This window comes from Tabrizicola sp. (genome assembly GCF_036781545.1).
Lineage (GTDB): Bacteria > Pseudomonadota > Alphaproteobacteria > Rhodobacterales > Rhodobacteraceae > Tabrizicola.
Window position 1 is genome coordinate 13,069 of record NZ_DAIQAT010000010.1, and the last position, 23,113, is coordinate 36,181.

Annotated in this window: 25 protein-coding genes and 1 tRNA gene; 13 read left to right on the forward strand and 13 right to left on the reverse strand. The window is 67.0% G+C overall.

The window, feature by feature from the left end; translation table 11 throughout:
* The first annotated feature begins 143 nt into the window (after window positions 1–143).
* Complete coding sequence (locus V7Q39_RS03555; protein WP_333815026.1) at window positions 144–1,640, forward strand: hypothetical protein; 1,497 nt, start codon at window positions 144–146, stop codon at window positions 1,638–1,640.
* Window positions 1,637–2,848 (forward strand): glycosyltransferase family 4 protein, encoded by a 1,212-nt coding sequence (locus tag V7Q39_RS03560; RefSeq protein ID WP_333815028.1) that lies wholly within the window; start codon window positions 1,637–1,639, stop codon window positions 2,846–2,848. The genes V7Q39_RS03555 and V7Q39_RS03560 overlap by 4 nt, the downstream gene beginning before the upstream one ends.
* Window positions 2,849–2,855: 7 nt before the next feature.
* Here the strand turns inward: V7Q39_RS03560 and V7Q39_RS03565 are convergent, their stop codons facing one another.
* Both V7Q39_RS03565 and V7Q39_RS03570 read right to left on the reverse strand, forming a co-directional pair.
* Window positions 2,856–3,695 (reverse strand): 2OG-Fe(II) oxygenase, encoded by an 840-nt coding sequence (locus V7Q39_RS03565; RefSeq protein WP_333815029.1) that lies wholly within the window; start codon window positions 3,693–3,695, stop codon window positions 2,856–2,858.
* A gap of 69 nt (window positions 3,696–3,764) precedes the next feature.
* Window positions 3,765–5,585 (reverse strand): ABC transporter ATP-binding protein, encoded by a 1,821-nt coding sequence (locus V7Q39_RS03570; protein WP_333815030.1) that lies wholly within the window; start codon window positions 5,583–5,585, stop codon window positions 3,765–3,767.
* 443 nt (window positions 5,586–6,028) lie between these two features.
* Between V7Q39_RS03570 and V7Q39_RS03575 the strand changes: the two genes are divergently transcribed.
* Window positions 6,029–6,229, forward strand: coding sequence for a hypothetical protein (locus tag V7Q39_RS03575; protein ID WP_333815032.1), 201 nt, complete (start codon window positions 6,029–6,031; stop codon window positions 6,227–6,229).
* Window positions 6,230–6,639: 410 nt separating this feature from the next.
* Here the strand turns inward: V7Q39_RS03575 and V7Q39_RS03580 are convergent, their stop codons facing one another.
* From V7Q39_RS03580 to V7Q39_RS03595, 4 genes are all read right to left on the reverse strand, one after another.
* Window positions 6,640–7,263, reverse strand: coding sequence for a sugar transferase (locus V7Q39_RS03580; protein ID WP_333815033.1), 624 nt, complete (start codon window positions 7,261–7,263; stop codon window positions 6,640–6,642).
* A 617-nt stretch (window positions 7,264–7,880) separates the two neighbouring features.
* On the reverse strand, window positions 7,881–8,459 hold the full coding sequence (locus V7Q39_RS03585) for an isopropylmalate isomerase (RefSeq protein WP_333815034.1): 579 nt from the start codon (window positions 8,457–8,459) through the stop codon (window positions 7,881–7,883).
* 6 nt (window positions 8,460–8,465) lie between these two features.
* Window positions 8,466–9,302 carry a hypothetical protein gene (locus V7Q39_RS03590; protein ID WP_333815035.1) on the reverse strand — a complete coding sequence of 279 codons (837 nt, stop codon included), beginning with the start codon at window positions 9,300–9,302 and terminating at the stop codon, window positions 8,466–8,468.
* Window positions 9,299–10,735 (reverse strand): mannose-1-phosphate guanylyltransferase/mannose-6-phosphate isomerase, encoded by a 1,437-nt coding sequence (locus V7Q39_RS03595; RefSeq protein ID WP_333815037.1) that lies wholly within the window; start codon window positions 10,733–10,735, stop codon window positions 9,299–9,301. The genes V7Q39_RS03590 and V7Q39_RS03595 overlap by 4 nt, the downstream gene beginning before the upstream one ends.
* 271 nt (window positions 10,736–11,006) lie before the next feature.
* On the opposite strand from V7Q39_RS03595, the gene hisB reads away from it, so the two are divergent.
* The 3 genes from hisB (at window position 11,007) to V7Q39_RS03610 (ending at window position 13,209) form a co-directional block, all read left to right on the forward strand.
* Window positions 11,007–11,594 (forward strand): imidazoleglycerol-phosphate dehydratase HisB, encoded by a 588-nt coding sequence (gene hisB, locus V7Q39_RS03600; RefSeq protein WP_333815038.1) that lies wholly within the window; start codon window positions 11,007–11,009, stop codon window positions 11,592–11,594.
* Window positions 11,595–11,665: 71 nt separating this feature from the next.
* Window positions 11,666–12,304: an imidazole glycerol phosphate synthase subunit HisH gene (hisH, locus tag V7Q39_RS03605; protein ID WP_333815039.1), complete on the forward strand. Its 639-nt coding sequence runs from the start codon at window positions 11,666–11,668 to the stop codon at window positions 12,302–12,304.
* Window positions 12,301–13,209, forward strand: coding sequence for a glutaminase (locus V7Q39_RS03610; protein WP_333815040.1), 909 nt, complete (start codon window positions 12,301–12,303; stop codon window positions 13,207–13,209). Before hisH ends, V7Q39_RS03610 begins: the two co-directional genes overlap by 4 nt.
* Here the strand turns inward: V7Q39_RS03610 and V7Q39_RS03615 are convergent.
* The 3 genes from V7Q39_RS03615 to V7Q39_RS03625 all read right to left on the reverse strand — a co-directional run bounded on the left by V7Q39_RS03615 (window position 13,206) and on the right by V7Q39_RS03625 (window position 14,978).
* Entirely contained in the window at window positions 13,206–13,616 is a 411-nt protein-coding gene (locus V7Q39_RS03615; protein ID WP_333815041.1) for a VOC family protein, read from the reverse strand. The two genes, V7Q39_RS03610 and V7Q39_RS03615, sit on opposite strands and share 4 nt — an antisense overlap.
* A 31-nt stretch (window positions 13,617–13,647) precedes the next feature.
* Entirely contained in the window at window positions 13,648–14,523 is an 876-nt protein-coding gene (locus V7Q39_RS03620) for a DMT family transporter (RefSeq protein ID WP_333815042.1), read from the reverse strand.
* Window positions 14,524–14,588: 65 nt separating this feature from the next.
* The gene (locus V7Q39_RS03625) at window positions 14,589–14,978 is read right to left on the reverse strand and encodes a DUF2147 domain-containing protein (RefSeq protein ID WP_333815043.1); all 390 of its coding nucleotides are present in this window, start codon (window positions 14,976–14,978) and stop codon (window positions 14,589–14,591) included.
* Between the two features lie 141 nt (window positions 14,979–15,119).
* Between V7Q39_RS03625 and hisA the strand changes: the two genes are divergently transcribed.
* Window positions 15,120–15,839, forward strand: a complete 720-nt coding sequence (hisA, locus tag V7Q39_RS03630) for a 1-(5-phosphoribosyl)-5-[(5-phosphoribosylamino)methylideneamino]imidazole-4-carboxamide isomerase (RefSeq protein WP_333815044.1) — start codon at window positions 15,120–15,122, stop codon at window positions 15,837–15,839.
* Window positions 15,840–16,215: 376 nt separating this feature from the next.
* Here hisA and V7Q39_RS03635 read toward each other — a convergent pair whose 3' ends face one another.
* Window positions 16,216–16,827, reverse strand: coding sequence for an imm11 family protein (locus V7Q39_RS03635; RefSeq protein WP_333815045.1), 612 nt, complete (start codon window positions 16,825–16,827; stop codon window positions 16,216–16,218).
* A gap of 229 nt (window positions 16,828–17,056) precedes the next feature.
* Here V7Q39_RS03635 and V7Q39_RS03640 point away from each other — a divergent pair, with 229 nt between their 5' ends.
* The 3 genes from V7Q39_RS03640 (at window position 17,057) to V7Q39_RS03650 (ending at window position 18,697) form a co-directional block, all read left to right on the forward strand.
* On the forward strand, window positions 17,057–17,491 hold the full coding sequence (locus V7Q39_RS03640; protein WP_333815046.1) for a DUF2867 domain-containing protein: 435 nt from the start codon (window positions 17,057–17,059) through the stop codon (window positions 17,489–17,491).
* 131 nt (window positions 17,492–17,622) lie between these two features.
* Window positions 17,623–18,384: an imidazole glycerol phosphate synthase subunit HisF gene (hisF, locus tag V7Q39_RS03645; protein WP_333815047.1), complete on the forward strand. Its 762-nt coding sequence runs from the start codon at window positions 17,623–17,625 to the stop codon at window positions 18,382–18,384.
* Window positions 18,385–18,391: 7 nt separating this feature from the next.
* Window positions 18,392–18,697, forward strand: coding sequence for a phosphoribosyl-ATP diphosphatase (locus V7Q39_RS03650; RefSeq protein WP_333815048.1), 306 nt, complete (start codon window positions 18,392–18,394; stop codon window positions 18,695–18,697).
* A 62-nt stretch (window positions 18,698–18,759) separates the two neighbouring features.
* Here V7Q39_RS03650 and V7Q39_RS03655 read toward each other — a convergent pair whose 3' ends face one another.
* Both V7Q39_RS03655 and rlmB read right to left on the reverse strand, forming a co-directional pair.
* Window positions 18,760–19,167, reverse strand: coding sequence for a CoA-binding protein (locus V7Q39_RS03655; RefSeq protein ID WP_333815049.1), 408 nt, complete (start codon window positions 19,165–19,167; stop codon window positions 18,760–18,762).
* 156 nt (window positions 19,168–19,323) lie between these two features.
* Complete coding sequence (gene rlmB, locus V7Q39_RS03660) at window positions 19,324–20,121, reverse strand: 23S rRNA (guanosine(2251)-2'-O)-methyltransferase RlmB (RefSeq protein ID WP_333815051.1); 798 nt, start codon at window positions 20,119–20,121, stop codon at window positions 19,324–19,326.
* Between the two features lie 133 nt (window positions 20,122–20,254).
* Between rlmB and V7Q39_RS03665 the strand changes: the two genes are divergently transcribed.
* A tRNA-Tyr gene (locus V7Q39_RS03665) sits at window positions 20,255–20,338 on the forward strand.
* Window positions 20,339–20,484: 146 nt separating this feature from the next.
* Here the strand turns inward: V7Q39_RS03665 and map are convergent.
* Window positions 20,485–21,237 carry a type I methionyl aminopeptidase gene (gene map / locus V7Q39_RS03670; RefSeq protein ID WP_333815053.1) on the reverse strand — a complete coding sequence of 251 codons (753 nt, stop codon included), beginning with the start codon at window positions 21,235–21,237 and terminating at the stop codon, window positions 20,485–20,487.
* 108 nt (window positions 21,238–21,345) lie between these two features.
* On the opposite strand from map, the gene V7Q39_RS03675 reads away from it, so the two are divergent.
* Entirely contained in the window at window positions 21,346–22,140 is a 795-nt protein-coding gene (locus V7Q39_RS03675) for a dimethylarginine dimethylaminohydrolase family protein (protein ID WP_333815054.1), read from the forward strand.
* Window positions 22,137–23,111 carry a hypothetical protein gene (locus V7Q39_RS03680; RefSeq protein ID WP_333815055.1) on the forward strand — a complete coding sequence of 325 codons (975 nt, stop codon included), beginning with the start codon at window positions 22,137–22,139 and terminating at the stop codon, window positions 23,109–23,111. Before V7Q39_RS03675 ends, V7Q39_RS03680 begins: the two co-directional genes overlap by 4 nt.
* Window positions 23,112–23,113: the final 2 nt, after the last annotated feature.

A 23,113-nucleotide genomic window follows, 5' to 3' on the forward strand; every position in this document is an offset into this window, starting at 1 on the left:
GAATGCACAATTCCGCCGGGCTTCCAAGGCCCGGCCCTGCGTGGAAAATGTGATGCCCGGGGGCCCTCGCATCCGCACAGCGGCATTTTCCTTGGCCGCGAGACTCGCTACAACAGCAGCGTCTCTTGTACGCGCGGACCTTGATGCCGAACCTTTTCGCCTATCTCGTCCTGTTCAGTTGGCCGCTCGTCGCAGTCGCGCTGTTCCGGCTCATGTCCTTCGAGCGCGCGCTGGTCTGGACCATCATCGCCGGACATCTCCTGCTTCCCTCCGAGACGCAGATCAAGTTCCCGATGATCCCGGTGATCGACCGCTCGACCGTCCCGGCGCTGTCGGCCACCCTCCTGTGTCTCCTGATGGCCCGCAAGACCACGCTGAAGCCCGACCCGATGGCGCGGACCCGGAAGATCGTGCTCCTCGGCCTTCTGGGTCTGGTCGTGCTGACGCCGCTGCTCACCGTCGTGCAGAACACCCAGCCCTTCATCAACGGCAAGGTGCACCTGCCCGGCCTGCGGTTCTACGACGCCTACAACATGATGTCCGGCATCATCTTCCAGATGGTGCCGTTCTGGCTGGGCCTGCGCTACCTGAACACGCGCGAGGGGCACAAGGTCCTGCTCGAAGCCTTCGTGATTGGCGGTTTTCTCTACACCTTCCCCGCCCTTCTGGAGGTCAGGATCAGCCCGCAGCTGCACCGCTGGGTCTACGGCTTCTTCCCGCACAACTTCGTGCAGAGCATCCGCGACGGCGGCTTCCGGCCCACGGTCTTCCTGAATCACGGGCTCATGGTCGGCATCTTCTTCGCGCTTTCCATCGTCTCGGCAATCGTCCTGTACCGCGAGGCCCGGCGCGAGGGGCGGCAAGCCGTGTACTGGCTGGCGGCGGCGATCTGGCTGACCGGAACGCTCTACCTGACGAAGACCCTCGGCGCGCTGGCCCTTGCGGCAATCTTCGCGACGGCGACCATGCTGCTGGGGCGCAGGCTGCAGGTCACGCTCGGGGTCTTCGTCGCCGTGGTGGTGCTCCTCTATCCGATGCTGCGCGGGGCGGGGCTGATCCCGGTCGATACCGTGCACGATATCGCCGCGTCGATCAGCGAGGAACGCGCCTCCTCGCTGAAGTTCCGGCTCGACAACGAAGACGCGCTGCTGGCCCGCGCGAATGAAAAGCCGCTGGCGGGCTGGGGCGGCTGGGGCCGGAACTCCATCTTCGACCCTGACAGCGGCCGGATGACCAGCATCACCGACGGAATCTGGCTGATCTTCATCGGTATCTACGGCTGGTTCGGCTATATCGGCAGGTTTGGGCTGCTGACGGTGCCGATCCTCCTCTTCGCGCTGCGCGGCAGGCTCAACGGGCCCTCGATGATCACCCCCGGGCTGATCATGGTGCTGTCGGTGGCCTTGGTCGATCTTCTGCCAAACGCCGGCCTGGTGAACTATGTCTGGCTGATGGCGGGGGCGATTGCCGGTTTCGTGCTCTGGCGGCAACCCATCGACGGGGCCGAGGCCAGCGTGACGCCTAGCAGCGGCGGCCTTCTGCCCGCGGGCCGGGTGCGGGCCGCCTGGCTGATGGCGGAAGAGCCGGCCACGCCGATCGGGCGGCAGGACCGGCTCGACCGGCGGAGAAGTCGGCGGTGAGCGGCGGGGAAACGGCACCCGCACGGCCGCTGCGAATCGGGCTTGTCACCCCGGCCTGGCCAGGAACCGCTACCGCCAACGGCATCGCCTCGGCGACGGCGCAGCTTGCCGCCGGGCTGGAGGCGCTGGGGCACGAGGTCACGATCCTTGCGCTGCGCATCGACGCGCCCACCACCCATCCGCGCGCGATCCAGTTGCCCGCCCGGCAGATGAGCCTGGCGCAGCGGCTGTTCTTCCGGATCGCCCCCGACCGCGCCATCCGCCAATGGGCGCTTGCCCGGCTGATCGGCGGCGCCAGGCTCGCCGTCGCCCGCCACCAGATCGACGTGCTGATGATGGAGGAATCCTTCGGCTGGGCGGCAGCGGTACGCCGCGCCCTGTCCATCCCGGTGGTGGTGACGCTCCACGGACCGCACTGGCTGCACCGCACCCGGCCCGGCAAGCCCGGTCCCGGCCCCGACGCCCGCCGCGAGGATTGGGAGGCGGCAGGGCTGCAAAAGATCGACGGCATCATCTCGCCCTCGCGCGACGTGCTGGACCGCACCCGCGGGGAATGGGGCCTGCCGCAGGTGCCCACCGCCATCATCGGCAACCCGGTCGCCATCCCGCCGCTCGCAGAACCGGCGGCCAACATTCCGGCGCCGCATCTGTTGTTCGTGGGCCGCTTCGACCGGATCAAGGGCGGGGACGTCCTGGTCGAGGCCTTCGCCCGGATCGCCGCCGCGCATCCCGACTGCCGGCTCACCTTTGTCGGCCCCGACAGCGGCGTGCTGATGCCGGACGGCAGCACCCGTCAGCTTGCCGAAGCGCTCTCTCAGCTGCCCGCCGCCGCCCGCGACCGGGTCGAGATCCTCGGCCATCGCAGCCGCGACGAGATCGCCGAAATCCGCCGCCAGCACCCGATCACGCTGATCACCTCGCGCTATGAAACCTTCGGCGTCGCCTTGATCGAGGCGATGGCGGCAGGCTCGGCCGTGGTCAGCACCCGCGTCGGCGGCTGCGCCGAAATCCTGCGCGAAGGCGAAACCGGGCTGCTGGTCCCGCCCGAGGACCCGGCAGCGCTGGCCGACGCCTGCCTGGGGCTCCTTGCCGATCCTGCCCTTGTCAGTCGCCTGGGCCTTGCGGCGCGCGCCGACGTCGCGGCGCGCTTTGCGCCGGAAAGTGTGGCGCGCGAGGTCGCAGCCTTCCTCGCGCCCCTCTGCAGGTGATCCCGGATCAGATACCCATCCGGCGCAGCCGGTGGCCGATGCGGCGATAGATCACCGGTGGCAGCAGGCTTTCCATCACCCGGTGCCGCGCTTCCAGCCGGTCCTTCTTGTCGATGGTGCCGGGGCGCGGCTTGAACAGCGTCGTGTGCGACACCCGCGTCGAATCCCAGGTTGCCGTGTAGTAATACAGCGCGATCGACATCCGCGGCTCGCCATCCGGATGCTTCACCGGCTCGGGGTTGCCGTGCCAGGTCGAAGACCCGGTGTTGAAGCAGCACATCCGGTTGAAGAGCGGCACGAAGCTCGCGACCTTGGCGGTCATGTCGTCGTTCCACACCTCGAACGACCCGCCGTATTCTTCTTTCCAGTCCTTGTTCAGGTAGATCAGCACGTTCAGCCGCCGTTCCAGGTTCAGCTTGCCGTGGTGGTTGAAGTCGGCGTGGATATCCAGATGTCCGCCGTTGGACACGACATGGATGCCGCCGCCCGCGAAATAGGGGTCGGGGATCAGCCCCTGGATGCCGGTCAGCTCCTCAAGGAAGCCCAGGAAGGCCTTCGAGTTCAGCGAATGGAACAGGGCCCGGGTATACGGACCCAGACGCTCCGGCATATAGGCCGCCTTCAGCTTTTCCTGCGGGCGGTTGAAGAAGGTCTCGGCCGCGGGCAGGCTGCGCAGCTCGTCGCGGACCTTCTCCAGAATCTCGGGCGGCATGAAGTTGTCGAACCCGCCATAGGGATAGGGCTTGCGCCCGCGGTATTCCTCTGCGGCGGCCTTGCCGAACTCACGGGCCTCGTCAGGCGAGATAAGAAGGGTTTCGGGATCAATGGGAAGGGTAGTCACGGACATAATCAACCTCTCTCGTCAGGGTATTGGCCGAACCGGCCGGACAAGCCGCCCGGGTCGGGACTTTGATATTCATAGTGTAGCATGGGCATCCTCCGCCCCGCCTGCGACCATTCGCCGGAATGCCTCGTTCCCGGCCAGAAGCTCGTCATAGCTGCCTTGCGCCAAGAGGCGCCCGCGCTCCATCAGGAAGATCGTATCGCAGGTCTTCACCGTCGTCAGCCGGTGCGCGATCAGGATGATCGTCTTGTCCGCCCGGATGCGGCTCACCGCCTCCATCACCACCCGTTCGGTGATGTTGTCGAGCGCAGAGGTCGCCTCGTCCATGATCAGAAGCGTCGGGTCGCGGTAAAGCGCCCGGGCGATGCCGATCCGCTGGCGTTGCCCGCCCGAAAGCCGCACGCCGCGCTCGCCCACGAACGTGTCATAGCCCTGCGGCAGGTCGGACAGCACGAAGTCATGCAGCGCGGCGATCCGCGCCGCCCGTTCGACCGCGGCCATGTCGACCTCGTCCTTCGGGACGCCGAAGGCAATGTTGCCGACGATGGTATCGTCGGTCAGGTAGATCGACTGCGGCACATAGCCCAGCGTCTTCTGCCAGGACCGGCGGTTCGCATCCGTCACCACCGTGCCGTCGACACGGATTTCACCCGAATCGGGCGCCAGAAGCCCAAGGATCAGGTCGACCAGCGTGGTCTTGCCCGCCCCTGTCCCGCCCACGATCCCCACCGTCGTCCGCGCCGGGATCACCAGATCGACCCCGCGCAGCGTCGGGCGCTCGGCCGAGGCATAGGCGAAGCCGACCTTCGACAGTTCCAGCGCGCGCTCCAGCTTCAGCGGCACCGCGCCGTCGTCGCCGCTGATCGGCAGCGCCGGCGTCGCCGCGATATCCGCGACGATCGTATCCAGGATCGCCGAAGCCCCCCGGATCGACACCAGCGAATGATAGATCGTCTGCAGGGACGGCAAGAGCCGCATCGTCGAGAAGGCGATCACCCCCAGCGTCGGCACGATCTCGGTGACATTGCCGCCGCTCTTCACCAAAAGGATCAGGATCAGCGCCAGCATGGTGCCAAAGGTGATCGCCTCCAGCACGAAGCGCGGCAGTTCGGCCATCACCCCCAGCGTGGTCCCCGACCGCGCCGCCGTCAGGGCCGCAGCCCCGTAGCTTTTCACATAGGTCTCTTCCAGACCCATCAGCTTGACGTCCTTGATCCCGCCCGTCGCCTCCTGCGCAACCAGGAAGCGGTTCTCGAAGGCATCCATCATGACTTCGCCCAGCCGGTGCAGCCGTCCGCGGAAGCGCAGGTAAATCAGCCCGTAGCCCAGACCCAGCACGCCGCCGGAAAATAGCGTGACCAGCGGATCGACCAGCAGCAGGAAGGCCAGGATCGCCAGCACCAGAAGCGCGTTCGACACCAGCTTCAGGCAGGGCTGGATCACCCGCGACACCAGCCCGTCGACCTCGTTCAGCACGTTCTTGCCCAGTTCCGCGCTGTTGCGCTCCAGGAACCAGGGGTAGGGCTGGCTGAGATAGGCCGCCAGAAGGCGGCTCGACACCGTATAGCCGCGCATGGTCGAAAAGCGGATCGAGGCATAGGTCCCCGCTGCCTTCACCGCCAGACCCAGCATGACCACGACCAGCACGACCAGCGCCAGCAAGATCTGGAAGCTGAACCGGCTTTCGATGCCCAGAAGGCTCTTCACATAGACCAGCGTGGCGTTGCGGTCGATGACGTCCGGCGCCGCCAGCACGTTCAGCAGCATCAGCACCGCCGAGATCCCCGCGATCTCGGCCGCCGCGACCAGAAGCATCACGCCGGTCAGAATCCAGAATCGCCGCCGCTCGGTCGCGTCGAAAAGCGTGAAGAGTTGCTGGTAGGTCTTGATCAACGGAGATCCTCGCAAGCGTGGGCGCGGGCAGCTTGCTGCTCTGGCATGACAAAAGAAAGGCAAACGTCGGTCAGTTCCGGGGTGCAAGGCACCTCCGGCCCGCCAGACTTGTGCCATATTGCCGCAACTGCCCGACGCCCCCTGCCATCAGACCGGAAACCCGCCTCACTGCGTCGGGCCGCGTTCTCTATCTGCGCAATAATTTCTTTTCTTTTCAATATGTTGAAAGACTTCTCGCCACGCCGCAGCCCGCGATCCTCTTCCGGTTGAAATCGATCAGACACAATACACGCAGGGGTTAAATCACATTCCCGCGCACTTCCGCCTGGCTGCTCTACCCGCGATACGGGAAAAAGCGACGTAGATTCTCCCAAAGGTGGCCTTAATCTTGCCACGGGCGACCAGCACCCTGACTGCATTCTTCGTCTGTGGGGGTCAAAAACATGCTCGCTGGTCTGGTCCTGATGTCTGCACTGGTCGGCCTGTTGGCCACGGGAACCGCCTTTGCGCTCTCGGCTCCGGCCTGGCTGGCGCTGTCCATCTACCCCGGCGCCTGCAGCCTGACCCTTCTGATGCTGGCGGCGATGCTCCACCTCCGCACGTCCCAGCCCGCCCAGCCCTCGATGCTCCACCCCCAGGCTTGATCTCGGGGCCGAAGCGAATCGACGGCGGCGGCGGTCAGCGGAATCCACACCTGCAAGCTGCAAAAGGTCGGCCAAGTTCCGCCAAACGTTGTCAGAAACGCAAACCGCCAATGGATCGATCACTCTTCTATCTCGACGCATGGCCCCGCGCAGCCTAAGCTGAAATCCAGACGGGGAGAGTTATCTCAAGTTTACTGCTCCGACCGGGGAGACGGGGATGCTGCTGGGGCTGGTACTGATCGCGATGCTTGGCGCCACCAGCGTCACGTCAGTGCTGTTTGCCTATGGCTACCCCTGGTGGATCGCTCTTCTCGCGTATCCGCTGACCGGTTTCTTCATCCTGCTTCCCGGCGTCGCGCTGGTCGCCTGGGTCAAGCACAACCCTCCGAATGCGGGGGCGGGACAGATGCTTACTTCCCAGTCGCCCGCAGGACCACGCCCACAGTCGCCAGCAGGATCTTCAAATCCCTGAAGAACGACAGGTTGCGTTCGTATTCGGCATCGAAATCCGCGCGCTGCGCAAAGGTCGACTGGTTGCGGTCCGAAATCTGCCAGGTTCCCGTCAGGCCGGGGCGCAGGGCATAATAGGCGCTGCCGGGATACAGGTCCTGCTGGTCGACCATCATCGGCCGCGGACCCACAAGGCTCATGTCGCCGATCAGCACGTTCCAGAGCTGCGGCAGTTCGTCCAGCGAGCTTTTGCGCAGGAACTGGCCGAACTCGGTGATGCGGGGGTCGCGGGACAGCTTCTGGAAGGCTTCCCATTCATGCCGGGCGGCCTCGTCCTTGCGAAGATAGTCCTGAAGCCGCTCCTCGGCATTCGGAACCATGGTGCGCAGCTTCCAAAGCCGGAACGTCCGGCCTTCACGGCCCACCCGCTCCTGCGTGAAGAACGGCGCATGTCCGGTAAGCCGCAGCACGGCAACCAGCACCAGAACCACAGGCACGACAAAGGGCGCGGCCATCAGCACAAAGCCGACATCCATCCAGCGCTTCAGCGTTCTGCGATAAAGCGGCTCTTTCCTGGCGCGCACCCATCCGGCGCCGACGGACGCGGAAGGCCGCTCAAAATCATGCCCGTCTATTCCGGAACGAACGTCCATTTGCAACGTCTCCACAAGGGTGCCAATTGCCAAGCGAAATGTTTCAGACCGGCCTAATCCGCCAGCCTGCATCAAAACCCGCACTCGCACACACACTTCGTATCACGACTGTCTTCTACCATTCGGAGGGGCTCGCCGCAATCTGCCCCGCGGTGACAAAATGCTGGGAAAGTGGTTACTTCTCATTGGGTTACACGCTATGGTTGTATCCGCACAAGGTTCCGTCGACAGACCGCACTGCCGTCTTCCCCGGGCGGTCGGGGCCGTTTTTCCGACCGCTTCGATCCCTGCCGCAACACAGGCATGATTTCCTTCGCTTTTTAGGGAAGCCGCAGAATGGCGCCAGGCGAAGGCCAGTCGAGGGAGCCCGCCAAGGCCCGCTATTGGCGGTTCCCTCCACTCGTTCTAAGCACGAAATTATGCGGATTTTCGAAACGGTGAATTTTCCGTTAATGTGAGCCATTCACCACATTCGGCACCGACAGGCCGCGAAATCTGGCCCTCCCGGGCGTTCGCGGCCCCGGATTTTGATTCGTCGCAGGCAAAGATCAGTCCGCGCGCACCGCCCGGCGGCGGCGCAGGGCGACCAGGATCACCAGAAGCGGGCCGGGCAATTCCAGCAGCCAGTTGATCCTGACCCCCAGCGCCGTGCCCGAGATCAGAAGGTCGACATGGTGAAAGCTCGCCGCGCGGATCACCACGAAGACGCAGACGAAGCCCAGCCCCAGAAGCGCCGCCCAGACCCGGCCCAGAATGCCGCGCAGCACCAGTGCCAGAACGCCCAGCGACAGGACCCCGCCGCCCGCGACCGCCAGGATGAACAGCTTCTGCACCGCCCGCCGGTCATCGTACCATCCGGCCAGCTGCGCATGGCAGCGCCCGATCATCGTCAAGAGCGTCTGCAGGTCCAGCTGCTTGTTCACCGCCAGGAACAGCATCACCGCCGCCGCTCCCCCCCAGAACAACCGCTCGCGCCGCGACAGGGGATCTGCCGCCATCGCCCGCGCCGCAGCGACCGTCGCCACGCCGGCCAGCGCATAGACGAAAACCGTCAGCCAGCCCATGAAGGTGTTGTCGCCCAGGCCCGGGCTCCACTGGCTGAAGGCGCAGGTCAGCGTCCGGCCCATCGGCGCTCAGCCCGCCTTCCGGCCGTTCCTCCAGCTGAGGAAGCGCCGCTTCAGCTCGCGCCTCCAGTCCAGCTGAGCCCGCCGGGTCGCCTCATGATCCGGGGGTAAGACGATCCGCTGCACATCCGCCTCGGTCGCCGCCTCCGGCGCGCCTCCGGGATGCCAGGGCAGGAACCATTCCCGATCCGGCCAGACATAGCCGTCGAACCAGGTCCAGGTCTCGGTGCGCTTGTAGATCGCGCTGATCTCCTCGGCCAACGCCTTGTCGACCGGCAAGGGCGGCGTCGGGCGGCCCAGGAAGCGCAGGTTCCGCCGCATCAGCGCTTCGGACTTCGGCGCGACATAGGCCGGCACCCACAGCCGGAAGCCCATCTCGCCCGCCAGCCCCGCCACTGCGCGGAACACCTGCACATGGTCCTCATGGCCATATTCGCCCCAGGGCCCGTGCGCGATCACGTTCTTCATGCCCTTCAGGCTGATCCGCAGCCGGTCCTGCAACAGGCCCAGCTGCGCGCGATAGCGGGCGGGATCGAAGCTCCACATGACCCGCAGCGACGGATGCAGCTTCAGCCCGTGCTCGGTCTCCGCCGGGTTAGGCCAGGAGGCGCTGTCGAAGCTGCCCGCCTCGACCATCTCCAGCCAGTCCAGCGTGGGCAGCGGAAAGGCCGCCATCGCCGCGCGCCGCCCCGCAGTCAGTTCCGGCCCGCATTTCAGCTCGCCGAAGACCAGCACGATCCGCTCCGCCGCCCGCAGCGCCGAACAGGCCCACAGCACTTCGTCATCCGGATGCGCCATGACGATAGCCAGCCGGTCGAACAGTTCGGGCACCGCAGCCGCAGTCACCGCGCCGGCCCGTTCTCATCGCCCCGGGCATAGATGTCCTCGTAGCGGATGATGTCGTCCTCGCCCAGATAGGCGCCGGTCTGCACCTCGATCAGCACCACCGGCACCTTGCCCGGGTTGGTCAGCCGGTGCACCGCGCCCAGGGGCACATAGACCGACTGGTTCTCGCTCAGCAGCTTCACCTCGTCGCCGACCGTGACCTGCGCGGTGCCCGAGACGACGATCCAGTGCTCGGCCCGGTGGACATGGCTTTGCAGGGACAACGCCGCGCCCGGCTTGACCACGATGCGCTTGACCTGGAACCGGTCGGCCAGCGCCAGCGTCTCGAACCAGCCCCAGGGCCGGTGGTCGCGCGGAAACACCTCCGCCTGCCGGACGGACCGGGCCTTCATCTGGCTGACCGCCGCCTTCACCTCCTGCGCCCGTGTCCGGTCGGCGACCAGCACGGCATCGGGCATCGCCACGACCACCAGGTCATTCAGACCGATCCCTACGACATGCTGGCCTTCGACCTCCGACCGCAGAAGGCTGCCCTCGCAGTCGATCGCCGTGACCGCGCCCTGCGCCACCATCCCGCCGCCGTTCTCGCGCCAGACCGCGTTCCAGTCGCCCAGGTCCGACCAGGCGGTGCCCAGGGGCACGACCTCGATGTTCGCCGCCTTCTCCATCACCGCAAAGTCGATGGAGATGTCGCGCACCTCGGCCCAAGGCCCCCCGGCCAGACGCAGGAAGTCGAGATCCGCCCGCGCGCCCGCCACCGCCTCGCCGACCGGCGCCAGCAGGTCCGGCGCATGCTCGCCCACCGCGTCAAGCAGGACCTTGGCCGCAACGAGGAAGATCCCCGCGTTCCACAGATAGCGCCCCTCGGCCAGCATCGCCTCGGCCGCCTCCAGCACCGGCTTCTCGACGAAGCGCTGCACCTTCTGCGCCACGCCCTCGACCGGGGCCGATTGCAGCTCGATCCAGCCATAGCCGGTTTCCGGCCGGTCAGGACGGATGCCGAAGGTCACGATCTGCCCCGCCAGCGCGCGCGGCACCCCCGCCGCCACCGCCGCGCGGAAGGCGTCGATATCCGGGATCGCATGGTCGGTCGGCATGACCAGAAGCAGCGCCTCGGGATGCAGCCCCGCCAGATGCGCCGCCGCCGCCAGGATCGCCGGCCCGGTGTTCTTCGCCGCAGGCTCGATCATGATCGCCGCCGGCTTGATGCCTTCCGCGGCCAGTTGCTCGGCCACGATGAAGCGGAAGTCGGCATTGGTGATCACCAGCGGCGACGCCACCCCCGGCGCCCCCAGCATCCGGCTCGCTGCCGCCTGGAACAATGTCCCCTGCCCCGCCAGCGGCACGAACTGCTTGGGAAAGCTCTTGCGCGACACCGGCCAGAGCCGCGTGCCCGACCCGCCGCAGAGAAGAACCGGAAAAATCTCAGGCATGACCTGACTGAACTCCAAATTTTACCCGGGACTGCCTTGCCCGGACCTCCCGGACTGTCTTGCGGCAAGTCTGGGCCATATCAAGACCAGAATCTGGCCAAAGGGGATACGCCTTTGTTTCCCGATTGCAACGGGGGGATTCCCTCCCCCGGCCGATTGCGACTCCCGGCTGATCCCCGCACTACCGCCTCTGCCGACAGTTGCGCCCCGAACCGCCTTCCCCTTCCGCCCCCCGCATCCTATAAGGCCCGCGTCATCAGGGGAACCGCCCATGCGCCAGGCCACCGTCACCCGCACCACCGCCGAGACAGCGATCTCCGTCACCGTGAATCTCGACGGAACCGGCAAGCATGACTGCCAGACCGGCGTCGGTTTCTTCGACCACATGCTGGACCAGCTGGCCCGCCACAGCCTGATCGACCTCACGGTGCGCGCGACGGGCGACCTGCACATCGACGATCACCACACGGTCGAGGACACCGGCATCGCCCTCGGCCAAGCGCTCGCGCAGGCTCTGGGCGACAAGCGCGGCATCCGCCGCTACGGCCATTTCCGCCTGGCGATGGACGATGCTCAGATCGCCACCGCGCTAGACCTCTCGGCACGGCCTTATCTCATCTGGACCGTCGATTTCCCCATCGGAAAGATCGGCACCTTCGACACCGAGCTCGTCCGCGAATTCTTCCAGGCGCTCTCCACCCACGGCGGCATCACGCTCCATGTCGACAAGCTGCACGGCCTGAACAGCCACCACATCGCCGAGGCCGCGTTCAAATCCGTCGCCCGCGCACTGCGGCAGGCCGTGGAACCCGACCCCCGCCTCGGCGACGCGCTCCCCTCCACCAAGGGCGCGCTCTAGCCTTTCATCTTTGCCAAAATATCCCCGCCGGAGGCCCCCACGCTCTCGGCCCGCGCTACCCGGACAAAGACATGCTCACCGCCCTCGTAGACTACGATTCCGGCAACCTGCACTCCGCCGAGAAAGCCTTCCAGCGCATGGCGGCCGAAGTCGGCGGCGGTGACATTCTCGTCACCTCGCGCCCCGAGGACGTGGCCCGCGCCGACCGCATCGTCCTGCCCGGCGACGGCGCCTTTCCGGCCTGCCGCATGGCCCTCGGGCAACACGGGGGCCTCTTCGAAGCCATCGAGGAGACGGTCATCCGCAAGGGCCGCCCCTTCCTCGGCATCTGCATCGGAATGCAGATGCTGGCCAGCCACGGCCACGAATACCGGCTGACCGAAGGGTTCGGCTGGATTCCGGGCGAAGTGGTGAAGATCGCGCCCGGGGACCGCAGCCTGAAAGTCCCGCATATGGGCTGGAACGATCTGGTCGTCGAACGGCGCCACCCCGTTCTCGACGGCATCGCCACCGGCGATCATGCCTATTTCGTCCACTCCTGGCACTTCCGCACCGCCGACCCGGCCCACCGCCTCGCCTTCTGCGACTACGGCGGCCCGATCACCGCCATCGTCGGTCGCGACAATATTCTCGGCACCCAGTTCCACCCCGAGAAAAGCCAGGCTCCCGGCCTGCGCCTGATCGGCAACTTCCTGCGCTGGACGCCATGAGCGACCGGATCGCGCAGCATCTCGCCGAAATCGCGGCCGAGATGGCATCGCGCACCGACCGCGGCCAAGTGGCCGACTATATCCCCGAGCTTGCCGCCATAGGTCCCGGCCAGTTCGGTATCTCTGTCGCCCTCGCCGATGGCACCCTGCAGTCCGCCGGCGACAGCGCCATCCCCTTCTCGATCCAGTCGATCTCCAAGGTCTTCGGCCTGGCCATCGCGCTCGGCCGCCTCGGCGACCAGCTCTGGACCCGCGTCCGGCGCGAACCCTCGGGTCTTGCTTTCAACTCGATCCTCCAGCTCGAAAGCGAAGGCGGCATCCCGCGCAACCCCTTCATCAACGCAGGCGCCATCGTCACCACCGATGCCGCCCTCGGACGCCGTCCCCCGCGCGAATATCTGGCGGAACTTCTCACCTTCCTGCGCACCGCGGCGGGGGATGAGGACATCCACATCGCCAAATCCGTCGCCCGGTCGGAAACCCTGACCGGCCACCGCAACTTCGCCCTGGCGCATTTCCTGGCCTCGCAGGGCAATCTGACGAACCCGCCCGACCATGTCCTCGGCGCCTATTTCCACCAATGCGCCATCGCCATGACCGTGGAGCAACTGGCCCGCTCCGGCCGCTTCCTGGCCGGTCTCCAGCATCTCATCGCGCCCGAGCGGGTCCGGCGCATCAACGCGCTGATGCTGACTTGCGGCCACTATGACGGCTCGGGCGAATTCGCCTTCCGCGTCGGCCTGCCGGGCAAATCCGGCGTGGGCGGCGGCATCCTCGCCATCGCACCCGGCCGCGCCTCGATCGCCGTCTGGTCGCCCGGCCTGAACGCGCAGGGCAACTCGCAGCTCGGCACCGAGGCGCTGGAGATGCTGGCCCGCCGCACCGGCTGGTCGATCTTCGGCTAGTCCCCGGCCCAGAGTCTCGCTTCCGCAAACTCCACCGAATTGCCCGCCGGATCGCGCACATACAGCGACCGCGCCCCGTTCGGCCAGTCGAACTCGGCCTCCACCGCGACCCCCGCCGCTGTCAACCGCTCGCGCCAGACAGCTATCTCCGCGCGCGTGGCCGCGAAGCACATGTGCCCCGGCCCCCGCGCGCCATGCACCGGCACCGGCAGCGCGGGATTGTGCGACGGAACCTCCGTCGCCTCCGGGTCGAAGACCAGCAGCACCCCGGCGCCAACCCGGAAGAACACATGCCGCCCCGCCACCTCGGCGATCACCGGCAGCCCCAGCAGCCCGCCATAGAACGCCCTCGCCGCGGCAAGGTCGCGGGCGTAGAGCGCGGTTTCCAGGATCGCCTCGGGTCGCATCCCGCCATCCTGCGCCCCCATCCCCGCCCGGTCAACGCCGCCGGAACAGACGCCCGTCGATCACCGCCAGCCCCGCCAGGATCAGCCCCAACCCCGCCAGTTGCCGCAGCTCCAGCCGCTCGCCCAGGACCAGCCAGCCCAGACCCGCCGCCGAGATCGGGATCAGGAACGTCACCAGCGACACCGCCGTCGCCCCCGCCTGCGCCAGGATGCGGAAGAAGATCAGATACGCCAGCGCCGAGGACAGGCTCGCCAGCCCCACCACCGCCAGCACCGGCTCCCAGCCCGGCCAGTCCAGCCCCCAGGGCCGGTCCAGCACCAGCCAGACCGGCAGCATCAGCGCCGAGCTCGCCGTCACCTGCCCGAAGGCCGTGGCCAGGGGCGTCAGCCCCGCCGCCCGGAACCGCCGCCCCCAGACGCTGGCCAGCGCATAGCTCAAGGCCGCCCCCAGACAGGCCACCAGCGCCCAGCGCGTGCCCGCCATCCCGCCATCGGCCAGCATCGCCAGCACACCCGCGAAGCCCAGCACGACACCCACCCCCCGCGCCGGGGTCAGCTTCTCGTCCGCCGTGGCCACATGCGCCACCAGCACGGTGAAGACCGGCGTCATCGCGTTCAGGACCGAGGCCAGCGCCCCGGTGATCTGCCCCTGCGCCAGCACGAACAAGGTGAAGGGCACCGCATTGTTCAGAAGGCCCATCACCAGCAGCGCCGGCCACATCTTCCTTTGCGGCAGCGCCGCCCCCCTGGCCCGCATCACCCCCCACAGGATCAGCGCCGCAAGACCCACCCGGCCCCAGACCACGGTCAGCGCGGGCAGCCCCGCCAAGGCCAGTTCGTTGAACAGAAAGGACCCGCCCCACAACAGGGACAGGGTCCAGAGCAAAAGCCAGTCACTGCCGCGCATCCGTCACCTCCTGCCCGCGCGACCCTGCCCCGGCCCGCGGCGATTGGCGACCCGGAATCTGCGCCTTACTTCACCCGTTTCCAGGTTCCCCCGTCGCGGCAGATGCCCAGCACGCAGCCCCGCACCTTCAGGCTGTCGCCCGACAGCGTCATGTCGCCGTTGTAGGTCTTGTCGCGGTCCGGCGAATAGATCTGCCCGTCGTCGTAGAGCCCGTCCGGGTAGGCCACCATGTCCCAGACGATCCGCTTGCCGACATTGGGACTCTCGATCGCCTTGCCCTCGCCGTTGAAGGCCTTGATCAGCACCCCGCAGAACGCCGGGCCGCAGGGCTTGATCTGCACATGGCCGAAGTTGCCGTTGTCATCCTTCTTGGTCTGCCAGACCCCCTCGACCGGATCGGCCCAGGCCGCGCCCGCCAGCATTGCCAGCCCGGCGGCAAAAGCGAAAACCTTCATCCTTGCGTCCTCCTCCGCAATCTCCTCGGCCCGACTTTGCCCCAGCCGCGAAACCGATCAAGCGTGACGTCGGGTCGCTTTGCCGCTCTTTCCATTCGCCGCAGCCCGTGCCAAAGACCGCGCAACGCACGGAGCCCGGCCATGATCCTCTACCCCGCCATCGACCTGAAGGACGGCCAATGCGTCCGCCTCTTGCGCGGCGAGATGGCGGCGGCCACCGTCTTCGGCGACGACCCCGCCGCCCAGGCGCTGAAGTTCCAGCAGGCGGGCTGCGACTGGCTGCACCTCGTCGACCTGAACGGCGCCTTCGCCGGCCAGCCGGTCAACGCCGCGGCGGTCGAGGCGATCCTGAACGCCGTCAGCGTCCCCGCCCAGCTCGGCGGCGGCATCCGCGACATGGAAACCATCGCGATGTGGCTGGAAAAAGGCCTGTCTCGCGTCATCCTCGGCACCGTTGCCGTGGAAAACCCCACCCTCGTCCGCGAGGCCGCCCGCGCCTTCCCCGGAAAGGTCGCCGTCGGCATCGACGCCCGCAAGGGCCGGGTGGCGACGAAAGGCTGGGCGACGGAAACCGACGTGATGGCCACCGACCTCGCCCGCTCGTTCGAAGATGCCGGAGTCGCCGCGATCATCTACACCGACATCGACCGCGACGGCGCGATGCAAGGCCCGAACATCGAAGCGACCGAAGCCCTCGCCCGCGCCGTGACGATCCCCGTGATCGCCAGCGGAGGTGTCAGCCGGATGGAAGACCTGATCGCCCTTCGAGACACCGGCGTGATCGCCGGCGCCATCTCCGGCCGCGCGCTCTATGACGGCGCGATTGATCTGGGCGCGGCGCTGAAGGCGCTCCGCACCTGACGACGGCTGGCCGAAGCAGCCCCTTTCGCCGGCTGGGCGATCTGCCGGCGCATGGTGCGTCCGGGCTTGCACCACATGAACCGGTTGAGCTGTAGGCTGGGTGCCAACCCACCATTCCGCCCATGCAGCCGCGCAACGGTGGGTTCCACCCTAGCGCTGGCTATTGTCCCGTAGGGTGCGTGATTTCACGCACCATGGTGGGGGCGTACGCCGTGGCAGGGTTTGAAATTTCACGGGTGGGGACGATGGATGGTGCGTGAAATCACGCACCCTACGATGTGCCTTGTTGGCATTGGCCGGATCAGTTCGCAGAATTGGAATGGCGATCTGGTTCAGACCTTCGACTTCACCCAAGTGTGCGAACTGTCCCATGATCCTACTCCGCCCGATAACCAAAGTACTTTACGCCGGAAACACTTGCTGCCTCAAAGGCGTTCTTCACGTCATCGATGAAGTACATGTTGTCGAAGATGTGCTTGTCATGCCAAAGCTTGTGCCCACCGATCTGAGCGAGGCTGAAAACGAGTTCGCCGGGTTTTCCGTTGCGCCAGCTGTGCTGATCGCGCATTGGTTTTGTTGTTTTCTTCCGGTCAACGCTGTCCAGTCGGTTGCAGATGTTCATCAGATACATCCGCCGCGCGGGCGTATTGCCCTTCGCCCAGGTTTCCAGCGGAAAGAACTGGTGCACGCCTGGTTCCAGCCCTTCGATGATATCTTTTACCTTGTCACTGGCCAGCATCACCGAATGCGACAGCATCAGGTCCGGCATCCTCTCAGCGCTCCCCCCCCAACGGAACTTCGTAGGGATATTGTTGGGCTTTAGTGCCCGGCCGAGGCGTTTGTCCCCAGCAGGAAAATCAAAACCGACACTTAAGACGTCCTTTGTACGATCCACATATTCCGTCTTCCGCAGATCGCCATCAGGGAAGTCTGCGCTTAATGTGACTTTGTAGCCTTCATCAAAACCTACCGTCCAGACCTGCGCCATTTCCACCTCAACAGCATTTCAACTTCCCGGCGCAATCGCCAGCGTCGTGATCCCAACTAAAACATCTCGCCGACCAATTGCTATTGCCAGCATCGTCGTGCGCCGCGCAGAAGAACCAGCCTTACACCGACACAGGAAAGCACCGCCAACCGCTGCCTGCAACTCTCTCCCGCGCCCCGCGACCTCGCGCCCCATGTCCCTTCTGCCGGAACGCGCGCATCCTCCCTCCATGCCCATCCGCACCGATACCCTGCCCTCCGCCTCCTCGCTCTGGTCCCTCCACCGGCCCGGCGACTTTCTCGACTGCTATTCCGTCGCCTCCACCCTTTCCCCGCGCGAGGCAGCAACTCGGGGTCTTACGCTTCCGCCTTGGGCGCGCGGTCTCCTCGCCCTCCGCAACACTCTCGTCCGCCCCTTCGGCCTCAAGACAGGAGAGCCCGACCGCCCGATCTTCCCCACCGGCCATGAGACCGATGACGAGATCATCCTCGGTACCGATGACCGCCACCTCGATTTCCGCATCGGACTGATCCGGTCCGGGGGCCGCCTCTACATGTCGACCTGGGTCCACCCCCATAACCTCTGGGGCCGGGCCTATCTGCGGCTGGTGATGCCCTTCCACATCCTGATCTCGCGCGGGGCGGTGGCGCGGATGGCCAACTGACCCGCGGGCAAAGCTTGCCAAAACGTTAATGCCCGTAGCCAAGCCCTTGATTTCAAACCCCCGGCCAAACTGCCCGCGCGCGGGCAGCTTCCCGCTTGCTTTTCTCCCGCGCGCGGGCCATTCCTCCCCCCATGCTCAAGACCCGCATCATCCCCTGCCTCGACGTGGCCGACGGCCGCGTGGTGAAGGGCGTCAATTTCGTCGATCTGGTGGACGCGGGCGACCCGGTCGAGGCCGCCAAGGCCTACGATGCCGCCGGGGCGGATGAGCTCTGCTTCCTCGACATCATGGCGACCGAAGACAACCGCGCCACGATGTACGACCTCGTCACCCGCACCGCAGAGCAGTGCTTCATGCCCCTCACCGTCGGCGGCGGCGTGCGGACACCCGAGGACGTGCGCAAGCTCCTCTTGGCAGGTGCCGACAAGGTCAGCTTCAACTCCGCCGCCGTCGCCCGCCCGGATGTGGTCGCCGAGGCCGCCGACCGCTTCGGCAGCCAGTGCATCGTGGTCGCCATCGACGCCAAGACCGTCTCCCCCGGCAAATGGGAAATCTTCACCCACGGCGGCCGCCGCGCGACCGGGATCGACGCCGTCGACTTCGCCCGCACCGTCGCCGCGAAGGGCGCGGGCGAGATCCTCCTCACCAGCATGGACCGCGACGGCACCCGCGCCGGGTTCAACCTGCCCCTGACCCGCGCCATCGCCGACGCAGTCAGCATCCCCGTCATCGCAAGCGGCGGCGTCGGCACGCTGGACCACCTGGTCGAGGGCATCACCGAAGGCCACGCCAGCGCCGTCCTCGCCGCCTCGATCTTCCATTTCGGCACCTTCACCATCGGTCAGGCCAAGGCCCACATGGCCGCCGCCGGCATCCCCGTTCGACTCTCGTGAGGCTGTCATGAGCCTGGAAAAGCTCGCCGCCACCATCGCCGCCCGCAAGGGGGCCGACCCGGAAACTTCCTGGACGGCGAAGCTCCTCGCCAAGGGTCCGGAGAAATGTGCCGAGAAATTCGGGGAAGAGGCCATCGAGGCCATTATCGAGGCGGTCAAGGGGGACCGCGCGCGGCTCACCTCAGAGGCGGCGGATGTGCTCTACCACCTCCTCGTCATGCTCGCCGCGCGGGACGTGACGCTGGCCGAGGTGCTGGCCGAACTCGACCGCCGCGAGGGTACCTCGGGGATCGAAGAAAAGGCGAAGCGCTGACCGCCGAACATCCCAAATCTTTTCGAAAAGATTTGGGAAAATCCTTCGAAGGATTTTGCCCTTTATAGCCCCAAGCGCGGGACTTCGATGGCCGGACAGCGGTTCATCACCACCTGCACCCCCGCCGCCCGCGCCCGCTCCGCCGCCGCCTCGTCCACCACGCCCAGCTGCATCCAGACCACCTTCGCGCCCAGTCGCACCGCCTCGTCTGCCACCGCCCCCGCCTCTTCGCTGCGGCGGAAGATGTCGACCATGTCGACCGGCCCCGCTTCCTCAAGCGTCGCCACCACCGTTTCGCCCAGGGCGCTTTGCCCGGCCTGGCCCGGATTGACCGGGATCACCCGGTAGCCCCGCCGCTTCAGGAAGGCTGCGACCCCGTGGCTGGGGCGGTCGGGCTTCGGCGACCAGCCGACGACGGCGATGGTCTTCACGCGGGTCAGGATGTCTCGGAGTTCGGCGTCTGTGGTCATGGTCACTCCCGAAAGAAAAAGGGCGCCCGGGTCAGGCCCAGACGCCCAGTCGCGGAACGAGGGACAGTGAAGAGAGTACGGGGTTCCGGTCCCGTGCCTCCTCATTTTCATTTAGATAACGGAAGGCCCGCTTAAAGATGTGTCGCAGAGTTGTGATCACGAACGAATCCCGGCCGTGGCCGCGTAAAGCGACACCGCGGCGGCGTTCGAGACGTTGAGGCTGCCAAAGGCCCCGGCGAAGGGAATGCGCGCCAGCAGATCGCAGGTCTCCCGCGTCTTCTCGCGCAGGCCGGGCCCCTCGGCCCCAAGGACCAGCGCGATGGGCCGCCCCTTTGCTCCCGCCACCGCCTCGGACAGTGCGACCGGCGCCTCGCCATCCAGGCCGATCAGGGTGAAGCCCATGTCCTTCAGCGCCCCCATCGCCTCGGCCAGGTTCGTCACCTTGAGATAGGGCTGCCGCTCCAGCGCACCGCTGGCGGTCTTCGCCAGGGCCCCGGTCTCCGGCGCCGAATGGTGCTTGGGCGCGATGACCGCCCGCGCCCCGAACACCTCGGCCGAGCGCAGGATGGCCCCCACATTGTGCGGGTCCGTCACCCGGTCCAGCAGGACGACCAGCGGCAGCCCTTCGCCCGCCGCACAGACATCCTGGAACCGGCCCCAGTTCAGCGGCCTGACCTCGACCGCGGCCCCCTGATGGACCGAGCCTTCGTCGATCGGCACGTCGAAGCGGCGCGGTTCCACCACTTCGGCGGTCATCCCCGAGGCCGCGACCGCGCCTTCGAGCTTGTCGAGCGCATTCTTGGTGACGACCAGGCGCAGCTTTTCGCGCCGGGGGTTCGCCAGCGCATCGCGAACGGCGTGGAGGCCGAAAAGCCAGACGGTCTCGCGCGCCTCGCGCCGCTCGCCGCGCTCTTTCTCCACCACCCAGGCCGGTTTCTTGCCACCCGCTGCCATGTGCCCGACCCCCTGAAAAACCAGCCCGGACCTTTGCGCAAGGGCCGGTCCCGATGCAAGCCGAAATCTTGCCCGACGCACCCCCGATCCGCCCTTGACGCCCCCGGCCCCCTTGGGTAGACGAACCCCCGGCGGGCGACGAGCTGCAAGGTGCGGCAGGGGACTGTAACTCCCCCGGGGCGACCCACGCCTGGTTCGATTCCAGGGTCGCCCACCATTTCCTCCGGAAATGTGTGCAAGAACAACGCCTTGGGACGGACGCCAAGCCGTTTGCTGTCAGTGGTTTCGCGATGAAACCCGCCAGTTGCGGACACTGAATCCCGCAACCTTGCCGCTTCCGACCCTCGCGGCCACCGCCCGACGTCAACCCGCTGAGGGCCGCGTCACCACCAGCGCCCCGCGATCCGTCGCGACCACGGTATGTTCGTACTGGACCGCCAGCGCGCGCGGGCTGGCAGTCAGCGTCCAGCCGTCGCGCGCCTCGACGGCTCGCTGGCCCCCCAGCGACAGGAACGGCTCCACCGTCAGCACCAGCCCACGATGGATCCGCCGCCGGTCGCGGTTCGGCCAGGTCGCGATCTCCTCGGGATATTCGTGCAGGGCCCGCCCGATGCCGTGGCTGGCAAGATTGCGGATCAGCGAATAGCCCCGCCGCGCCGCAAAGCGGCCGATGGCATTGCCGATCTCGGCCAGGGGGCGGCCGGGGCGGACCTCGGCAATCCCGGCCTGCATCGCGCGCCGCCCGTCGCGGCACAGCCGGTCCACCTCCGGCCGCACCGGGCCCAGCGCAAAGCTTGCGCCGGTGTCGGCGAAGATGCCGTCCTTCACCGCCGAGACGTCGATGTTGACCAGATCGCCCGGCTTCAGCACCCGGTCGCCCGGGATGCCATGCGCGATCTCTTCACCCACGCTGATGCAGGTCGCGCCGGGGAAGCCGTAGCTCGTTTCCGGCGCCGATTGCGCGCCCGCCGCCTCCAGCAGGGTCCGGCCGATCCCGTCCAGCTCGCGCGTGGTCATCCCCGGCTCCATCGCCCGCGCCATGGCCTGCAGCGTATCCGCGACGACCCGCCCGATGGCTTGCAGCCCCGCCAGCTCGTCCTCATGGGTGATCGTCATGCGCCCTCGCTTTCGCCTGCCTGCCTAGCATATCCGGCCCGCCGCACCCATCCCCCTTGCCTGCGACTGCCGGGGATGCGACACCCTTGGCGCAACACGGGGGTCGCCATGTCCTTTTCCACCCAGTTCACCCATGCCATCACGCGCCGCCCGGCCGCCTCGATCACCCGAGGGCTGCGCGCGGTGGATACCGGCAACCCGGATCTTGCGCTGATGCAGGAACATCACGCCGCCTATGTCGCCACGCTGAAAGAGACCGGCGCGACCGTCATCGAGCTTCCGCCGCTCGACGCCTATCCCGACTCGGTCTTCGTCGAGGACACCGCCCTTTGCCTGCCGCAAGGTGCCGTCGTCATGCGGCCCGGCGCGCCCTCCCGCCTGGGCGAGGCCGCCGAGATGGAACCCCATCTGCGCGCGCTTTACGGCCAGGTGGTCGCCATCACCGGCGCGGACAGCTTCATCGAGGGCGGCGACATCCTCGTCACCGAACGCGAGATCCTCGTCGGCCGCTCGGCCCGGACCAATGCCGAAGGCGTCGCCGAACTCGCCCGCCTTGTCGCCCCCTGGGGACATGCCGTCCGCGAGGTGCATACGCCCCCCGGCGTCCTGCATTTCAAGACGGACTGCTCGCTTCTGGACGTGGACACGATCCTGTCGACCACGCGCCTTGCAGCCTCGGGCTGTTTCGAGGGCTACCGGATCATCGACGTGGCCGAGGGCGAGGAGGCCGCCGCCAACACCATCCGCTTCAACGATCTGGTGCTGATGCCCGCCGGTTTCCCGAAGACGCGCGATGCCATCGCCGCCGCGGGCTTCACCGTCCGCGAGATCGGCAATACCGAATGCGCGAAGATCGACGGCGGCATGTCCTGCCTCAGCCTGCGCTTCACCCCCCGGAAATGAGCTTCAATCTCCTCGCCATCGCCCAGTCCGGGCGGCTGGAGCACGAGGCGATCCTGCTGGCAGCCTCGCTCCGCCGCTCCGATCCGGGCTTCGCCGGGACCCTCTTCATCGCCGAACCGCAGCCCGGCCCGAAATGGCGCGACAACCCCCGCATCTCTGACCGCAGCCGCAGGCTGCTCGCCACGCTCGGCGCGACGATCCTGCCCTTCGAGAGCCGCGCCTTCGGCTCGGACTACCCGCAGGGCAACAAGATCGAGGCGCTGGCGGCCCTGCCCGACGCGCCCTTTCTCTTCCTCGACACCGATACGCTGATCACCGGACCTGTCGGCGACATCCCCTTCGACTTCGGCAGACCCTCCGCCTCGATGCGGCGCGAGAACACCTGGCCCAAGGTAGAGCTCTACGGCCCCACCCTGCGCGAAACCTGGGCCGCGCTCTACGACCGCTTCGGCCTGGATTTCGCCAGTTCCTGGGACAGCAGCCACCCGGACGATTACTGGCAGCGCTACCTCTACTTCAACGCGGGCTGGTTCTTCCACCAAAGCCCCCAAGCCTTCGGCAACCGCTTCCTCGCCTGGGCCAAGGAGATCCGCGACAATCCGCCCGAAGCGCTGATCTGCCAGGAGCTTTATCCCTGGCTCGACCAGATCGCCTTGCCGCTCGTCATCCATTCCTTCGGCGGCACCCGCCCCGGTCCTGATCTCGCCCCCCTCGACGGGACGGCAACCTGCCACTACCGGACACTTCCCCTTCTCTACGCCCGCGAAAGCGACCGCGCCGTCGCGCTGCTGGAGAGCATCGCCGCCGACCCCGCCCTCCGCCCCGCCTTGCGGCACTGGGACGCCTTCAAGCGCATGGTGATCCAAGGCGAGGGCGCGAAGGCCCGCGCGCTTTTCGACCGGGGAAACCTGCCCCGCCGCGAACAGGTGATCCGCAACACGCTCAAACGCGAAGGGTTGTGGGTCCGCTGATC

Excerpts from the sequence above, each read along its gene's own strand:
- V7Q39_RS03555 (WP_333815026.1), top strand. The coding sequence starts at position 144 with ATGCCGAACCTTTTCGCCTATCTCGTCCTGTTCAGTTGGCCGCTCGTC.
- V7Q39_RS03565 (WP_333815029.1), bottom strand. The coding sequence starts at position 3,695 with ATGTCCGTGACTACCCTTCCCATTGATCCCGAAACCCTTCTTATCTCG.
- V7Q39_RS03575 (WP_333815032.1), top strand. The coding sequence starts at position 6,029 with ATGCTCGCTGGTCTGGTCCTGATGTCTGCACTGGTCGGCCTGTTGGCC.
- V7Q39_RS03585 (WP_333815034.1), bottom strand. The coding sequence starts at position 8,459 with ATGGGCCGGACGCTGACCTGCGCCTTCAGCCAGTGGAGCCCGGGCCTG.
- V7Q39_RS03595 (WP_333815037.1), bottom strand. The coding sequence starts at position 10,735 with ATGCCTGAGATTTTTCCGGTTCTTCTCTGCGGCGGGTCGGGCACGCGG.
- hisB (WP_333815038.1), top strand. The coding sequence starts at position 11,007 with ATGCGCCAGGCCACCGTCACCCGCACCACCGCCGAGACAGCGATCTCC.
- hisH (WP_333815039.1), top strand. The coding sequence starts at position 11,666 with ATGCTCACCGCCCTCGTAGACTACGATTCCGGCAACCTGCACTCCGCC.
- V7Q39_RS03610 (WP_333815040.1), top strand. The coding sequence starts at position 12,301 with ATGAGCGACCGGATCGCGCAGCATCTCGCCGAAATCGCGGCCGAGATG.
- V7Q39_RS03615 (WP_333815041.1), bottom strand. The coding sequence starts at position 13,616 with ATGCGACCCGAGGCGATCCTGGAAACCGCGCTCTACGCCCGCGACCTT.
- V7Q39_RS03620 (WP_333815042.1), bottom strand. The coding sequence starts at position 14,523 with ATGCGCGGCAGTGACTGGCTTTTGCTCTGGACCCTGTCCCTGTTGTGG.
- V7Q39_RS03625 (WP_333815043.1), bottom strand. The coding sequence starts at position 14,978 with ATGAAGGTTTTCGCTTTTGCCGCCGGGCTGGCAATGCTGGCGGGCGCG.
- hisA (WP_333815044.1), top strand. The coding sequence starts at position 15,120 with ATGATCCTCTACCCCGCCATCGACCTGAAGGACGGCCAATGCGTCCGC.
- V7Q39_RS03635 (WP_333815045.1), bottom strand. The coding sequence starts at position 16,827 with ATGGCGCAGGTCTGGACGGTAGGTTTTGATGAAGGCTACAAAGTCACA.
- V7Q39_RS03640 (WP_333815046.1), top strand. The coding sequence starts at position 17,057 with ATGCCCATCCGCACCGATACCCTGCCCTCCGCCTCCTCGCTCTGGTCC.
- hisF (WP_333815047.1), top strand. The coding sequence starts at position 17,623 with ATGCTCAAGACCCGCATCATCCCCTGCCTCGACGTGGCCGACGGCCGC.
- V7Q39_RS03650 (WP_333815048.1), top strand. The coding sequence starts at position 18,392 with ATGAGCCTGGAAAAGCTCGCCGCCACCATCGCCGCCCGCAAGGGGGCC.
- V7Q39_RS03655 (WP_333815049.1), bottom strand. The coding sequence starts at position 19,167 with ATGACCACAGACGCCGAACTCCGAGACATCCTGACCCGCGTGAAGACC.
- rlmB (WP_333815051.1), bottom strand. The coding sequence starts at position 20,121 with ATGGCAGCGGGTGGCAAGAAACCGGCCTGGGTGGTGGAGAAAGAGCGC.
- map (WP_333815053.1), bottom strand. The coding sequence starts at position 21,237 with ATGACGATCACCCATGAGGACGAGCTGGCGGGGCTGCAAGCCATCGGG.
- V7Q39_RS03675 (WP_333815054.1), top strand. The coding sequence starts at position 21,346 with ATGTCCTTTTCCACCCAGTTCACCCATGCCATCACGCGCCGCCCGGCC.
- V7Q39_RS03680 (WP_333815055.1), top strand. The coding sequence starts at position 22,137 with ATGAGCTTCAATCTCCTCGCCATCGCCCAGTCCGGGCGGCTGGAGCAC.